Origin of the sequence: Chryseobacterium salipaludis (genome assembly GCF_022968825.1) — a bacterium.
Classification (GTDB): domain Bacteria; phylum Bacteroidota; class Bacteroidia; order Flavobacteriales; family Weeksellaceae; genus Kaistella; species Kaistella salipaludis.
On record NZ_JALHKS010000001.1, the window covers coordinates 93889 to 109101 of the forward strand.

13 protein-coding genes are annotated in these 15213 nt (G+C 44.5%); 5 read left to right on the plus strand and 8 right to left on the minus strand.

All coding sequences use genetic code 11. From position 1 onward, the window contains the following. Positions 1–42: 42 nt before the first annotated feature. Together trxB and holA are read right to left on the minus strand one after the other, a co-directional pair. On the minus strand, positions 43–987 hold the full coding sequence (gene trxB / locus MVI27_RS00410) for a thioredoxin-disulfide reductase (RefSeq protein WP_246958665.1): 945 nt from the start codon (positions 985–987) through the stop codon (positions 43–45). Between the two features lie 147 nt (positions 988–1134). After that, a complete protein-coding gene (gene holA / locus MVI27_RS00415) occupies positions 1135–2175 on the minus strand; it encodes a DNA polymerase III subunit delta (protein ID WP_246958666.1) in 1041 nt (346 codons plus the stop codon). A 4-nt stretch (positions 2176–2179) separates the two neighbouring features. On the opposite strand from holA, the gene MVI27_RS00420 reads away from it, so the two are divergent. After that, positions 2180–2614, plus strand: a complete 435-nt coding sequence (locus MVI27_RS00420) for a type I restriction enzyme HsdR N-terminal domain-containing protein (RefSeq protein ID WP_246958667.1) — start codon at positions 2180–2182, stop codon at positions 2612–2614. Between the two features lie 6 nt (positions 2615–2620). Here MVI27_RS00420 and MVI27_RS00425 read toward each other — a convergent pair whose 3' ends face one another. Genes MVI27_RS00425 through MVI27_RS00435 form a run of 3 tightly spaced genes read right to left on the minus strand, consistent with a single transcriptional unit; the run spans position 2621 to position 4418 of the window. Further along, positions 2621–2983 carry a cupin domain-containing protein gene (locus tag MVI27_RS00425; protein ID WP_246958668.1) on the minus strand — a complete coding sequence of 121 codons (363 nt, stop codon included), beginning with the start codon at positions 2981–2983 and terminating at the stop codon, positions 2621–2623. A gap of 16 nt (positions 2984–2999) precedes the next feature. Continuing rightward, a complete protein-coding gene (locus MVI27_RS00430; protein WP_246958669.1) occupies positions 3000–3653 on the minus strand; it encodes a CoA transferase subunit B in 654 nt (217 codons plus the stop codon). Positions 3654–3701: 48 nt separating this feature from the next. Beyond that, positions 3702–4418 (minus strand): CoA transferase subunit A, encoded by a 717-nt coding sequence (locus MVI27_RS00435; protein ID WP_246958670.1) that lies wholly within the window; start codon positions 4416–4418, stop codon positions 3702–3704. Between the two features lie 538 nt (positions 4419–4956). Here MVI27_RS00435 and rplS point away from each other — a divergent pair. After that, positions 4957–5307: a 50S ribosomal protein L19 gene (gene rplS, locus MVI27_RS00440; RefSeq protein WP_246958671.1), complete on the plus strand. Its 351-nt coding sequence runs from the start codon at positions 4957–4959 to the stop codon at positions 5305–5307. A 119-nt stretch (positions 5308–5426) separates the two neighbouring features. Here rplS and MVI27_RS00445 read toward each other — a convergent pair whose 3' ends face one another. After that, a complete protein-coding gene (locus MVI27_RS00445) occupies positions 5427–8024 on the minus strand; it encodes a T9SS-dependent M36 family metallopeptidase (protein ID WP_246958672.1) in 2598 nt (865 codons plus the stop codon). 114 nt (positions 8025–8138) lie between these two features. Continuing rightward, positions 8139–9923, minus strand: a complete 1785-nt coding sequence (rpsA, locus tag MVI27_RS00450; RefSeq protein ID WP_246958673.1) for a 30S ribosomal protein S1 — start codon at positions 9921–9923, stop codon at positions 8139–8141. A 264-nt stretch (positions 9924–10187) separates the two neighbouring features. On the opposite strand from rpsA, the gene MVI27_RS00455 reads away from it, so the two are divergent. From MVI27_RS00455 to MVI27_RS00465, 3 genes are all read left to right on the plus strand, one after another. After that, entirely contained in the window at positions 10188–11489 is a 1302-nt protein-coding gene (locus MVI27_RS00455) for a DEAD/DEAH box helicase (protein WP_246958674.1), read from the plus strand. Positions 11490–11504: 15 nt separating this feature from the next. Beyond that, on the plus strand, positions 11505–11852 hold the full coding sequence (locus MVI27_RS00460; protein ID WP_246958675.1) for a MerR family transcriptional regulator: 348 nt from the start codon (positions 11505–11507) through the stop codon (positions 11850–11852). A gap of 97 nt (positions 11853–11949) precedes the next feature. Beyond that, entirely contained in the window at positions 11950–13299 is a 1350-nt protein-coding gene (locus MVI27_RS00465) for a ComEA family DNA-binding protein (protein ID WP_246958676.1), read from the plus strand. Positions 13300–13301: 2 nt separating this feature from the next. Here the strand turns inward: MVI27_RS00465 and MVI27_RS00470 are convergent, their stop codons facing one another. Then, positions 13302–15191, minus strand: coding sequence for an endonuclease (locus tag MVI27_RS00470; RefSeq protein ID WP_246958677.1), 1890 nt, complete (start codon positions 15189–15191; stop codon positions 13302–13304). Between the last annotated feature and the right edge of the window lie 22 nt (positions 15192–15213).

The following is a 15213-nucleotide window of genomic DNA, read 5'->3' on the forward strand; positions in this document are numbered from 1 at the left end:
AAACTCCTGCAAAACAGGAGTTTATCGTATATAAAATAAGTTTTATCCCTGCAATTCGCCCAAGTATTTCTCAGCATCCATTGCCGCCATACAACCACTGCCTGCTGCGGTGATCGCCTGTCGGTAATGGCTGTCCTGAACATCCCCTGCTGCAAAGACACCTGGCAGGTTGGTCTTGCTGCTGTCCGGCAAGGTATTGATGTAGCCGTTTTCATCCAGGTTAATCTGACCGGCAAATACTTCCGTATTTGGCTTATGTCCAATTGCAATGAAAATTCCTTCCACGTCGATTTTGGAAACTTCCTGCGTCTGGTTATTAATAACTATGCCTCTTTCCACCAGGAAATTTTCTCCCTCGATGCCGATTAGCTCATGGTGATATTTGACTTCGATATTCGGTGTGCTGTTAACACGGTGAATCATCGCTTTCGAGGCGCGGAAATGATCTTTGCGCACCAGCATGGTCACTTTGCGGCAAAGTTTTGCAAGATAAGTGGCTTCTTCGGCAGCCGTATCGCCACCGCCAACAACGATTACATCTTTCCCTTTATAGAAAAATCCGTCGCAGGTTGCACAGGCAGAAACCCCGCCGCCCATATATTTTTTCTCATCTTCTAGGCCGAGATATTTCGCAGTGGCACCTGTGGAGATAATGACAGTACGCGCCTGAATTTCTTTTTCGCCGGCCCACAGTTTGTGAATGGCGCCCGGCTCCGTTGCAAATTCCGCTTTGGTGATGAGTTCATAATGAATCTTTGTATCAAAACGCTCGGCCTGCTTCTGCATATCCATCATCATTTGCGGACCAGTCACTCCCTCGGCATACCCCGGAAAGTTATCTACTTCGGTGGTCGTAGTCAATTGTCCGCCCGGCTCCAGCCCTGTGTACAGTTCCGGTTTCAGGTCTGCACGCGCTGCATAGATCGCAGCAGTAAAACCAGAGGGTCCCGAACCCACAATCACACAGTCTAAAATATTTTCTTCCATTACGTTTATTCTGTTATTGCAATTAAGTTGTCAAAAATCGTGATTTATTTTGGCTTTAAGGCTATGAAAGCCATTAATTTTGTCAATACTGCTGATGCTGCCGCAGTAGAATTCCAGTAGTTAGTACTTCTATAAAACAAAATTAAATCAGGTTTTTACTTTATACTGATGAACATTTATAATTTTATATACCAGTTCTTTCAGCAGTTCCGGTTCGGTCATATTGACTGCACCTAAGCCTTTGGACTTTAAATCCATTTCTCTCAAAACAGAAATTACGCGGGTACAATGCTTAAGGTTAAATAACCGGGCGGCGGCAGCATAATCCTTTACAAAATAAGGATTTACGCTCATTGCTGCTGCTAATTCATCCTTTGAGCTGCCGGGCATCGTATGAAAAATGATCAGGTTCGAAAAGAAATTATAAATATTGGTCATCATCATCACGAAGGGATTATTCTTCGGGGACTTTCCGATATAATGCGCAATTTTAAAAGCAGCGGCCGCATTCCTGGTACTTAAGGCATTAATAAGTTCAAAAACATTAAAATCCTTGCTGATGCCAATATGGGTTTCCACCACCTTTTCGTCCAGCTGTTCGCCGGGCTTCAGGATGAGCTTTAATTTTTGCAGTTCATTATCAATACGAGACAAATCTGTGCCGAGATACTGAGCCAGCAGCGGTGCAATGGCCGGTGTCGCAGAAAGCTGTAAGGAGGTGATCCTTTTGCTAATCCAGACAGCCACCTCGTAATCGCGCATCTTTGTGCTGGTGAACACCGCATTTTTTTTGGACAATACCGAAAGGAAGGTGGCTTTGCGCGCGTCGATTTTCTTGTGTTTATGTGCGATGACCAGCAAAGTGGAAGGAACCGGATTTTCAGCGTACATTTTTAATGCTTTAAAATCATCCGATGTGCCGTTCAGATCCTGCGCTTCCTTCACAATAATTACCTGCAGATCTCCCATCATCGGGTATTGCCGCGCCAGCGAAAGAATGTCGCCGTAGGACGTATCCTTGCCGTACACCACCGTCTGGTTAAACGCTTTTTCATCTTCAGTCAGTACTTCATTTTCAAAAGCCTTTACCGCTACATCGATAAAATAGGGTTCTTCGCCATGAAAAAAATAAAACGGCTGAAGCTCTTTATTTTTAATATTTTTGAGGACTGAACTTAATTCTTTCATACAAATGGACCTGCCACAACTGAATTTTAATGAAACCTATCACTGGGAAATCAGGGCAGACAAAGGTAAGTTTTTTATTCATGACACGGCGCGGCGCGCCTGGCTTCAGCTGACGCCCGAGGAGTGGGTACGGCAGCACTGGCTGCATTATTTTCATTTTACAAAAAAGAGAAATCTCTCCGCACTTTTGTTGGAAAAGAAGATTGAGCTCAACGGCACAACCAAGCGAATCGACCTGCTGGTCACCGAAAAAACGCAGCCTAAAATCCTGGTGGAATGCAAAGCGCCCCATATTAAATTAACTCCCACCGTTTTTGAACAAACAGCCCGGTACAATTCGGTACTGCAAGCGGAAGAAATTATTTTAAGCAATGGTCTGCAGCATATTGTTGCAGATTTTACCGATGGAAAATATCTTTTCCGGCCGTGGGAATGGTAGGCTGATTTACGCTTCTTCCCTGTTCACCAGCTCCGGTGAAAAGGCCGGGCGGCACACGGAAATATATTCACACTCCTCGTCATACGGATTGCTGTAGCGCACGCGAACGCCCGGTTGCAACCGGATGCTTTCACCGGCTTTCAATAAAATTGTTTCCCCTTCGATTTCAAACTGCTTCCGACCACGGAGGATGTAGGTGTATTCCTCGAATTCCGGTGTTTGAAACGGTTCCGACCATTGTGGTGGTGCCACCATATGCGCGATGGAAACGGAAGCGTTATCATTGGAATTTCCCCAGATTTCCTGAATAAGTTTACCGTCTGTCGTCGGAACAATGAAGGGTTCTTTCGATATTTTGTAAGAAGACATCACGTACTTTACTTTGTTAAAATTTCATTTCCGGAATATCTCCATAGATAATAAGTTCCGCTTCTGTGGCTTTGATGATCTCCTCCACCGTAACACCGGGAGCGCGCTCCAGCAAGCGAAAGCCTTTCGGCGTCACCTCCAGCACGGCCAGTTCTGTAACCACTTTTTTCACACAGCCTACACCGGTTAGCGGCAATGTACAACGCTTCAGGATTTTACTTTCTCCGGCTTTATTCACATGCATCATTGCAACGATAATATTCTCAGCCGAAGCGACCAGATCCATGGCACCGCCCATTCCTTTCACCATTTTGCCCGGAATTTTCCAGTTGGCGATGTCACCGTTTTCAGAAACCTCCATGGCGCCAAGAATGGTGAGATCCACCTTTTGGCTCCTAATCATCCCGAAACTAAAAGCAGAATCAAAAAAGGAAGCGCCAGGTAAAGTCGTAATGGTTTGCTTTCCGGCATTAATCAGGTCCGGATCTTCGTCTCCTTCATAAGGAAAAGGGCCCATACCGAGCACACCGTTTTCACTTTGAAATTCTACTGAAATATCATCAGGAACGAAATTGGCCACGAGTGTTGGAATCCCGATTCCGAGGTTAACGTAATACCCATCTTTCACTTCCTTCGAAATACGCTGGGCGATTTGTTGTTTTGTAAGCATAGCTAAAAGTATATTTTTAAAGGCTGCTGCCGCAGCCACCGGAATGGGTTACTGGTTATTTTCAGCAGGGCGCGGACGAACGGTGCGCTGCTCTATTCTTTTTTCAAATTTTTCTCCCTGGAAAATACGCTGTACCATAATGCCCGGTATATGAATTTCGTTCGGGTCCAGTTCAGCTGGTTCCACCAGCTCCTCTACTTCGGCAATGGTGATTTTTCCGGCACCTGCCATCGGCGCATTGAAGTTGCGCGCAGTTCCGCGAAAGACAAGATTTCCGGCGTGATCACCCTTCCAGGCTTTCACGATTGAGAAATCTGCCTGAAAAGCGTGTTCCAGAATATGCATTTTACCTTTGAACTCCCGGCTTTCTTTTCCTTCCGCAACTTCGGTCCCATAGCCTGCCGGTGTGTAGAACGCGGGGATTCCGTGTTGAGCCGCGCGGCATTTCTCTGCCAGGGTTCCCTGCGGTGTAAGTTCTACCTCCAGCTCACCGGAAAGCATCTGCCGCTCGAACTCGGCATTTTCGCCGACGTAGGAGGCAATCATTTTCTTAATTTGTTTCTTCTGTAACAGCAGGCCCAGACCAAAATCATCGACACCGGCATTGTTGGAAATACAGGTCAGGTCGGTGACATTGCTGTCAACCAAAGCGGCAATACTGTTTTCGGGAATACCGCACAACCCGAAACCGCCGACAATCAGGGTCATGCCGTCGGTGATGCCTTTGATGGCTTCGGTTGCATTGGAAACTCTTTTATCTATCATTTCTCAGAGTGGTTTTTGTGGCTTGAAATTACGAATTTTTTGTGAATCTGGCGGCTTGATGTTAGCGCTTTGAGCTCTAACAGCGGTAGTGACATTATCTATCTGCGACTATTCTTGGTGCTGGGGCCTGCTGCGTGAGGGATGGAAACGGCATCCTTTTGGCGAGCTGCGCCAGCGGCGCGCCAAAAGATACAGTGGACAGCCCGGCGGGAGCGCGGGAACGGAGGCGCAGCCGGAGTGAGCAAGCGAGCGACACGCCCGGAAGAAAATGATTAAGCGGTTGCGTGAGGAATTAAGAAGTAAATAAGGGAAAATAAAGTAATTGAGTATTTGAGTGATTGAGTAAAGCATTTCGCAGGATTATTTTATAAATAAGCTGAGCTGCCGAACTTATAATTCCGCCTGATTAAGCGCATATTAAGCTATTTATTTATTGCCGGATTGCAAATTTTAGCTTATTTTTGCAGCCTGTTAATCAACCTCTGACGAAGGACGTGAACGTTGCTTAGCTTGACAACACTTTTTTTTATTTAAAAAAATGGATTTATTGAAGTATGTACAGGATAAGTACATCGCAAAAAAAGAATTCCCTGAATTCAAAGCCGGTGACACCATCACCGTGTACACAGAAATTAAAGAAGGCCAGAAAACCAGAACCCAGTTCTTCAAGGGTGTGGTAATCCAGCTTCGTGGAACCGGTGCTACCAAAACTTTCACCATCCGTAAAATGAGTGGCGATGTGGGTGTGGAGCGTGTATTCCCGATGAACCTTCCGGCGTTGCAAAAAATTGAAGTAGACCGCAGAGGTAAAGTTCGCAGAGCGAGAATCAACTACTTCAAGAAACTGCGTGGTAAGAAAGCAAGAATTAAAGACGCTTCTTACAAATAAGCCAGTCTTACGAAAAGTTAACCTGCTGTTATTTTTGACAGCAGGTTTTTTATGTTTTTTTGTGAGGCAACAAAAAACCGCTTCCCTAAAGAAGCGGCTTTGATTGTACATTAAAGGATTTATTTCTTGATCATCAGCTTGCTGGAATATTCAAAGCCTAAGCCTTCTGCTTTCACGATATACACACCGTTCGAAAGATTTTGAACGCTGATATTCTCGCGGGCTTCTACACGCTGAGTGGAAACCAGCTTACCACTCATGTCGTAGATGCTGACATTAATTTTGCCCTGGATGGTTTTAGCTGTTTGCAGCTGAAAATAATCCCTGGCAGGGTTCGGGTACAATGATACTACTTTGTCCGTGCCCGTTTCAGAAGTTGCCAGTTTACATTCTGCCGGCACATCAAAGTCCTCTACCTGATCGTTGATGTTCGTCTTACTACCGGCGGAAGCATTCACTCCCAAACCTCTTTTAGCAAAAACATCCCAGATCATACACTTATCTACACCATTGGTCGTGGCCATTTCTGCCTGCAGGATTGCGTTTCGTCCATCGATAAAGGTTGGACTGCACGCTTGCAGTTTGAGTCCGTCAGTTACCAGCTGCAGCACGCGTGTACTTCCATTGGTCGTATTGGCTGTTACGTCGGAAGAGTAGCCATATTTTTCCGCATATTTCCAGTGCAGGTCCCAAAGCATGGTAGCCCACACGAAACCGATGGAATGCACATCCGGCACCAGCTGCCCGAATTGGTTAGTGAACTGCATGCCATTCGTGTTACCATAAGTGAAGTTATTAATACCTCGGTCCGGCGAATATCTGGCAGGCCGAATTCCGTTGCCGGTAATCGCTTCTGAAGTTGAATACGTACCAATACCACGTGCAACAGAGGCATCATCGCCCGGACGGTTGGTTAACATGAGCGCGAAGAAATCGGACCAACCTTCGCCCATTTGTTCTTTGGAAGATGCGGAAGAAAGGCAGTCATACCCGCTCCCCGTGAGACGGTTAGAAATACCGTGTCCGTACTCATGCACAATAATTCCGTTATCAAAACTGGCATCGCGGATGGCCTGGGCATCCGCATCGTATTTTAAAGTGATGTTTACATTTTTACCACTTTCGATCAGATTCTTCATATACACTCCTTCCCCATTGTCGATAAGTACTGAAGGAATGGTAATGGTATTGTCCGTGCCGGCCATTCCGCCTGTAGGCGCGGAATCGGGCAAGCTGTAAATAATGGTAGCCACCGCTCCGGCTACCTGTGTGTTTTTGACCTTGGTCGTAAAGTCACATTCACCTCTTTTTACCAAACCAATGTATCCGGTGAGCGAGCCGGCAGGCAATGATGTACAGGCATTTTCAACCGGCGAAAGTTTAACATCGGCTGTTACGCCCGTGGCTGTAAGTGTTGGTCCGAATGTAGTTGAAACGACACTTGGTACGACACGGCCGACAGCTTCCGGCGGTGTATTATAAAACACGCGTTCGATGACCGCAGGATCCCACAGATACATCTGCATGCGTGGCCGGCCACCATCGGAAGGTGTGGCAAAGCTTGCATTATTCCGACGACTGCCGTCCTGTGCTTCCGCCTGGACATAATCGTTTTGAGCACCTCCTTTGCCAAAATTAAATGCCTGGAAGTTGCGTGCCGTTTCAGTGAAGCCCAGACGATAGAAAATATCGTGAATGCGGTTGTTGATATAAAAAAGATTGGTGATGGCCGCCTTCTGATTATCGTTGGTTGCATTTACGACAAAAGGAAAATCAAAAACGCGCTCAGCTCCTCCTTCTGCAAAAAGACCGGGTGCATTATTGCTGCCGGTATCTTCATAGGCAAAAACATTATTACCCTGAGTAGTGGTATACACACCGGCATACGTCCCACCGCTAACTCGGTGCCAGCCGTCCGGGGAAGCATCTGCCAGCCAGGGATTACTCACCAATTGCCGCGCACCGTGTGAAGGGCTTTCGATTGGCAATGGAAAAACCCGGTATTGCGCATTGTCCGGAGCTGCTGCTTTCAGGATTGCACTGCTCTGCAAAATTTCTGTGGCAGGACTTTGTCCGGCGTGCTGACTGTGATCGTGTATAAATGCATCTGTCGGGAAAGAACAGGATACAGTTAAGTTTTCCTGCCGAAGAATTTCACCGGTTGATGCATCGGCCAGGATTTGCCAGTAATTAGAGGTGCCGGCTTCCTCAAACATAAATTCATAGCACAACTGTAGATTTCCTTTATCAGTTGGCATGTACATCAGTTGATACTGCACCGCATGCGCTTCATTTCTGGAAGGGCTGTTGACAGGTGTCAGACGATAAGCAGTTTTTGAGCTCAATTGCATATTACCGGCAACACCGGAAAATACAGCAGCAGGATCAGCCGCCGCATTTTTGCTGCTGGCCTGGGTGTAACTTTTAGTAAAGTCTTCCGTGAGATGGAGAATGCTGTTATTTTTAACTAAAGCAGTTCCAACGGCGTTATAGACGGGAATTCCATTATACAGCTGTTGGAATTTAATCACATCGGCATTCATGGATGCAGATCTGTCTTCGTTTTTAATGGTAAAATCCTGCAGATCGCTTTTCGCAATACTGCCGGCAGCACTGAGTTTTTGTGCAATCAGTTGCTGGTAATCCTGAGCATTCGCCGCAGCAGACCATAAAAAGAAGGCAGCAGCGAAGGCAAGAGGTAATTTTCTGTTTTTCATATAAATTGATTAAGCTTCGCCGAATTTATAAATTTTCCGGAAATAATATAAGATAATCACATAAAAAAACGCCCTGCATTTGCAAGGCGTTCAATATTCAGAAAAACTTCAGGTTTATTTACCTTCCATTTTCTTTTTCAGTTCCGCAAGAACATCCAGGTCTCCCAGGGTTGCTTTTTCTTCATTTCCGGAAGTGGAAACTGATTTGGAAGCGTTGTCTCTTACGTTCTTTCTTTCGTCTTCTTTGAAGATTCCGGTGTGAGAAACTACTACTCTCTTGAATTCTTTGTTGAATTCAATTACTTTAAATTCAGCTTTCTCTCCTTTCTTGATTTTGGAACCATCTTGTTTTTCCAATAATCTGGATGGGCAGAATGCTTCCACTTCTACATCTTCAAACTGTACTTGAGCACCTTTGTCGAATACATCGGTTGCAGTACCTTCGTGTACTGTTCCCTCTGCATATTTGGTTTCAAATTTATCCCAAGGATTTTCCTGCAGTTGCTTGTGACCTAAAGAAAGTCTTCTTGCAGCTGTATCCAGTTCCAGTACTACTACTTTCAGCTTGTCGCCAACAGCACAGAATTCAGATGGATGCTTGATTTTCTTAGTCCAGGAAAGGTCAGAAATATAGATCAGACCATCGATTCCTTCTTCCAGTTCTACGAATACACCGAAGTTTGTGAAGTTTCTCACTGTTCCGATGTGCTCTGAACCTACCGGGTATTTCTGCTCGATATTTGACCAAGGATCCTGGCTCAATTGTTTCATTCCCAGAGAGATTTTGCGGTCTTCGCGATCCAGCGTCAGGATTTCAGCTTCCACCTCATCTCCCACTTTCACGAAATCACCAGCACTTCTCAGGTGTGTAGACCAGCTCATTTCGGAAACGTGGATCAGTCCTTCAACGCCTGGCGCTACTTCTACGAATGCACCATAATCAGCCAGAACAACTACTTTTCCTTTCACACGGTCACCGACTTTCATATCAGCAGAAAGTGCATCCCAAGGGTGTGCTTCCAACTGCTTCATACCTAACTGGATTCTTGTTTTCTCATCATCGAAATCAAGGATTACCACTTTCACCGTTTCACCATCAGAAAGAATTTCAGACGGATGATTTACGCGGCTCCAGGAAAGGTCTGTAATGTGGATAAGTCCGTCAACACCACCAAGGTCAACAAATACACCGTAAGAAGTAATATTCTTCACGGTTCCTTCAAGCACCTGGCCTTTTTCCAGCTGAGCGATGATTTCTTTTTTCTGTCCTTCGATATCGGCTTCGATAAGGGCTTTGTGAGATACCACAACGTTTTTGAACTCAGGGTTAATTTTAACCACTTTGAACTCCATTGTTTTACCTACATACTGATCGTAATCTTTAATAGGCTTCACATCGATCTGAGAACCTGGCAGGAACGCCTCGATTCCGTGGATGTCTACGATCATACCGCCTTTGGTACGGGACTTCACAAAACCGTTTACGATTTCTCCGGTTTCATGCAGTTCGTTTACTTTATCCCAGGCTTTCAGCGTACGCGCTTTCTTGTGAGAAAGTTGCAGCTGGCCGGATTTGTCCTCTCTGCGGTCCACCATTACTTCCACTTCGTCGCCCACAGCAAGTCCCTGGTTGTAACGGAATTCATTCAGAGAGATTACTCCTTCTGATTTAAAGTTAATGTCAACGATGGCTTCTTTGTCAGTAAGTCTTACCACTTTACCAACCAGTACATCATTGTCCTGAAGGTCCTTCAGTGAACCATTGTAAATTTCTTCCAGGTCATTTTTTTCCTGGCGTGATTCTGCATCCAATCCTGATTCGAAAGAATCCCAGTCGAATTGTTCCGGTGCTACGTTTTGGTTCAGAAGAAGCTCTTCTTTGTTTGTCGTTTCTGACATAATAAAAAAATTTGTATCCTGTATTTCCCGTTGTCTGGCTGAATGTGAAAACCGAAATATACAGAAGCAGTTAATTGTTAGTGTGTTAACTTCGCCAGACTCGCTCACAAAAAGCGGTGCAAAGATACGAAATTTTACCAGCTGCGAAACATTTTATTGACGCATTATTATCTTAATAGAGCGGTTTTAAAAATAAGTTTGAATAAAATAAAACTTCACAATATCACTGAATGGGCAATCTCTAACTTTCGTAACTTTGGCCGCATGCAAACAGACGTTATTTTAAAAAGACTTGGGATTCAGGAGTTGAATCAAATGCAGAAAAGCACCGTGAAAGCAGCTGGCAACCGGAACGATGTAATGGTGCTCTCTCCCACGGGCTCCGGAAAAACGCTCGCTTTTCTTTTGCCGGTATTTGAGAAACTGGAAAATGAAAATAAAGTTCAAACGCTAATCATTGTACCGGCGAGGGAACTGGCTTTACAGATTGAGCAGGTTTTTAAAAAGATGACCACCGAGTATAAAGTGTCTGTTTGCTATGGCGGCCACGATAAAAAATCAGAAATCAACGAACTTGCGCAAAATCCGGCAGTTGTTATTGCAACGCCGGGAAGACTTGCTTATCATATCCGTGAAAAAAGCTTTAACCCAGCCATGGTTCAGACTTTGGTTCTGGATGAATTTGATAAAGCACTGGAACTCGGGTTTGAAGACGATATGCGCGTTATCGTCAGTTCTTTAAAACAACCCTTTCAAACCATTTTAACGTCTGCCACCCGGCTTGTGCATTTTCCGAATTTTATAAATACAGATAATCAGACTGTACTGGACTTTCTGAAATCGGATACATCCGCACCTAAACTGACATTTAAACGAGTTTCCACAATCTCCGAAGAAAAGCTCGATACCTTGTTTGAATTGCTCTGCGAAATCGGAAATGAAAAGTGCCTCGTTTTTTGCAACCACCGCGAAGCTACCGATCGTATTTCTGCGCTGCTGAAAAGCAAAGGAATTGCGCGCGAAACTTTTCACGGCGGTATGGAACAGGACGAACGCGAACGGGCTTTAATTAAATTCCGTAACGGATCTTCAAATATTCTATTGACTACGGATCTGGCCGCCCGTGGCCTCGATATTCCTGAAGTGGCCGCCATCGTACATTATCAGTTACCGCCAAAGGAAGATGCGTTCATACACCGCAACGGACGCACGGCGCGGATGAAAGCCGAAGGGACGGTGTATCTGATCATTGGTGAAGATGAAAATTTTCCTTTTATCAGTTCGAAAATTCCCGAACACGAAATAAGCCGCAAACCACTGCCGGGCAAAACAAATTTTGAAACCATTTACCTCAGTGCAGGTAAAAAAGATAAAGTAAATAAAGTTGATATCGTGGGCTTCTTTATAAAAAAGGGTCAACTCGAAAAGGATGACATCGGCCTGATTGAAGTGAAAGACACTACTTCCTATGTCGCTGTCAGACGACAAAAAGTTTCATCTCTTCTGCATAATTTAAAGAACCAGAAACTTAAAAATAAAAAGCTGAAGATTGAAATTGCGTATTAATGTAAATTTGTAACAATGAAACTGAATTTACCTGATAAGTTATATTACTCCATTGGCGAAGTAGCCCGCGCTTTCGACGTAAATGCTTCCCTTTTGCGCTATTGGGAGCAGGAATTTCCGATTTTAAAACCGAAGAAAAACAAAAAAGGAAACCGCTATTTCACGCCAGAAGACATCAAAAACCTGCGTATTATTTATCACCTCGTAAAAGAAAAAGGCTATACACTCGACGGTGCGCGGGTTGCGTTGGCTACCAACAACCGGATTTCCGAAACCGTTTCCATGATTGACCGGCTGGAATTTGTGAAACTGGAACTGCAGAAACTAAAGGATTCACTGGTCGACAGTCCGGAACAAGTATAATCACGTCATTTTAGGGTATTTTAACCCTTTGTTTTACAGTGTTTTAACCCCTTGGAATATGTAGAAATAACGGTAGCTTTAGGCAAATTTTACCGTTATGAGATCTAAAATTCCTTTTTCCACGGCAAAGCATTATTTATTAGGTCTGACCACCTCGGGCGTATTCATGATTTCCGGCTTGTACTATTTCCGGGCCAATGACAATAAAACAATAGAACCGCCCGCAACGACAGCAGAATTCGTAACCTCTGAAAACCCGGGCGCGGTTAAAATCACCAAGTCTTTTGATCCTAATGCACTCTCCGCAGAGAACTGGCAGGAACTCGGTTTCACCGAGAGGCAGACCGCCACGATTTTAAAGTATAAAAATGTGGTGGGTGGCGCGTTCACGTCAAAGGCACAGCTGGCAAAATGCTATGCAATCTCGGCAGAAAAATTCAGTGAACTGGAGCCGTATCTTTTGTTACCTGAATCAGGATCCGAAAGTGAAAATACCTACCGAAATTCCTATCCATCTTACCAAAACAGAACGTATTCGAAAAAAAGTTTTTCCAAACAGCTTTCCATAAAAGGAAAATTTAATCCTGACAATTACAGCGCAGATGATTTTGTACAAATGGGATTTTCCGAAAGACAGGCAGAAAGTATTCTGAAATATAAAAGGCTTCTCGGCGGAAGTTTCGTTAGCAAAGAGAAATTTAAACAGTGCTTTATCATCAGTGATGCGCAATACCGCCAAATGGCTCCCTACTTGCTCTTACCTGAGGGAAATCCTGAAAAAACAGCGGTAAAAGTGGTTCCAAAATCTGCTGCTGCACTCCAGCCTTTTGATCCGAATGCAACAACAGTTCAGGACTGGATCAATCTGGGCTTCACCGAAAAGCAGGCACAGGTTATCATCAATTACAGAGACCGAAACCTAAAAGGCCGTTTTAAATCTGTTGAAGACGTCGGCCGGTGTTTTGTAATTTCCGAAGAAAAATTTCAGCAGCTTAAACCCTATCTTATTATCAGCACTGAAACTTCGGTTCCCAAAGCCGCCGCTACTCAGATGAACCCGGAAGATTACAGCAAAATAGATCTCAACCAGATCACTTTCCAGCAGTTGATTGACTTCGGCTTCAATGAACGTGCGGCAGCAAGTTTACTTGGTTTCCGTAAAAAACTGGGCGGCTTCGTGACCAAAAGCCAGATGATGGAAACCTATAATATCGATAAGGCACTGATGCAGAAATTACTTGACATTGCACCGCTTCACACCGATAAAGTTGAAAAGTACACGCTAACCGAAGCGCCGGAAAACTGGCTCAAGCAGCATCCCTATTTTAAATATTATGCTGATAAAATCATCTACTTCCGGCTCTCGTATCCTAATGATAAAAAGATTTTAAAGATGGTTAATGCAAAACCGGAAGCTGAACAAAAGATGAGACTTTATTTAAAATAATATTATTTCTTAATAAATTTACGCTGAGCACTGCCGTTTTTAATGATATAAACACCGGCAGGTAACTCCTTCACTTTAATGCAATCTGTAGTTTTTGAAGCGACTTTCAACAATTTTCCGGAAAGATCGTATAGATACGTTTCTTTTGTTTTGTCATAGTTTAATAAGGTGATAACCTCATTTGCCGGATTAGGATAAACCTGTAATCTAGAGTTCTGAACGAGCGCGCCGGAAGTGGAAAGCGTCCCTAGACCGTCACAGAAATCTACCGGATATGCCTGCCATTCTGCAAGGTCAAAACTTGTCGAGGGTTGCAGGAGCTGCGGCTTGCGGTATAAGGATATATCAGCCAGCGTTTCAAAATTGCTCACGTTTTTGATGCCCACCGCATCGACCGTCTGGTTCTGATAACGCAATTCCAGATACTGATGCCCGCTAAAAGACAACTGTGGCGCCGCCGATCTGAATTTCGGATCCGTGCTGTTATTACAAGACAGCGTTGCTTTCGGATTCAGAATGATAATAGATTCGTTATGCTGAATGGTACCTTCGAGTTCATAGGGCGCCGGAAAATAATAATTAGGATCATTATACATCTGAATGCTCAGTCGATAAGATTCCAGATTCACGGGATGCCCGGTGCGGTTCGTGATCTCGAGGGCTTTGTTCTCTCCCGTTCCTTCAATATATTTCGTAATTTGTAAATCTTTTGCAAATACATCTGTGGCTTCGGTAGCAACGGTCACCGGTGTGGACGTAGCGGATTCTGCGTATTGCTCATTATATGCTTTCACTGTGAAAGTATAGGAGGTTGACGGTTTTAGCCGGTCAGCATAATAATAATTGTCCGATGTCTTTCCGATAAATGTTCCGTTATTATAAATAGAATAACCAAGCGGCGCTGAACCGCTTGACGACCAGGTGAGTTTCACAAAATGCGCACCCGTTTCTTCCGCCTGCAACATGGTCGGAACTTCAGGTGCGGCAGACGTGGTCTGAGTCCAGATTGCAGAAACCCATTCCGGGTGATCGATGAACGGATTGCGGTTGTTTTGCAAAGCGTAAACCTTATTATTTCGCTCTATTTCAAAAGGCGACACCGGATCCTGCTGATGCCACTGCAGCATCAGATTAAGAAACCAGTCTTCATATGCTTTTTCATCCGTGCCGTCGAGCGGATTGGTGTCATTGGCCGGCGAACTTCCGTTATAAAATTTGAAGGTACCCAGCTTCGGCTGGTAACGGACAGCAAAATACAGCATAGCGCGCGAAATATCTCCGCGAAATTCCGGATGTGGTTCATACACGCGGCCTGTATAGGCCGAGCCCGGTGTCGCATTATTGGAAATACGTGAACTGTTGGTAAACAAATAAAAGTTTTTACTGCCACCCAAGCCATAAGGATAATTACTTCGCAGTTGATTAATCCGCGCATCTGCCGGGATCACAAAAAACAGGTCCGAATACATCGGGTAATTGCTGTTGAAGGTGCTTTGTGGCATCATGTGTTCGCGATTATAGCCCTGCCCTTCAGCAGACGCAGAGCTAATCAGATTGCCGGCGGTGTAATGATAAGCAGTGGTACCCGCGGGGTTATTAGAATAAATATCCAATAAAACCGAGTCATTCTCCGGCCCGTAATCATAGAAATGGTCCACATCTGTTTCCGTATAAAAACCCGGCAGATCACCATAATGCCAGGTAACTGTATTGGCAGAAATTATTTCATGCAATTTGGTTTTCAGGCGATACCCCGAAAGATTTTCGGTACCATTATAATATCCTTGCGGTGCCTGTCCGAAAAGCATAAACGGCACGAACACAACAGTAAATAAAAGTTTTTTCATCAGCATATAAATATAAATCAAATGTACAATTTCCTTCGTGAGCATGTTGCATCTGAATTTTAATTTC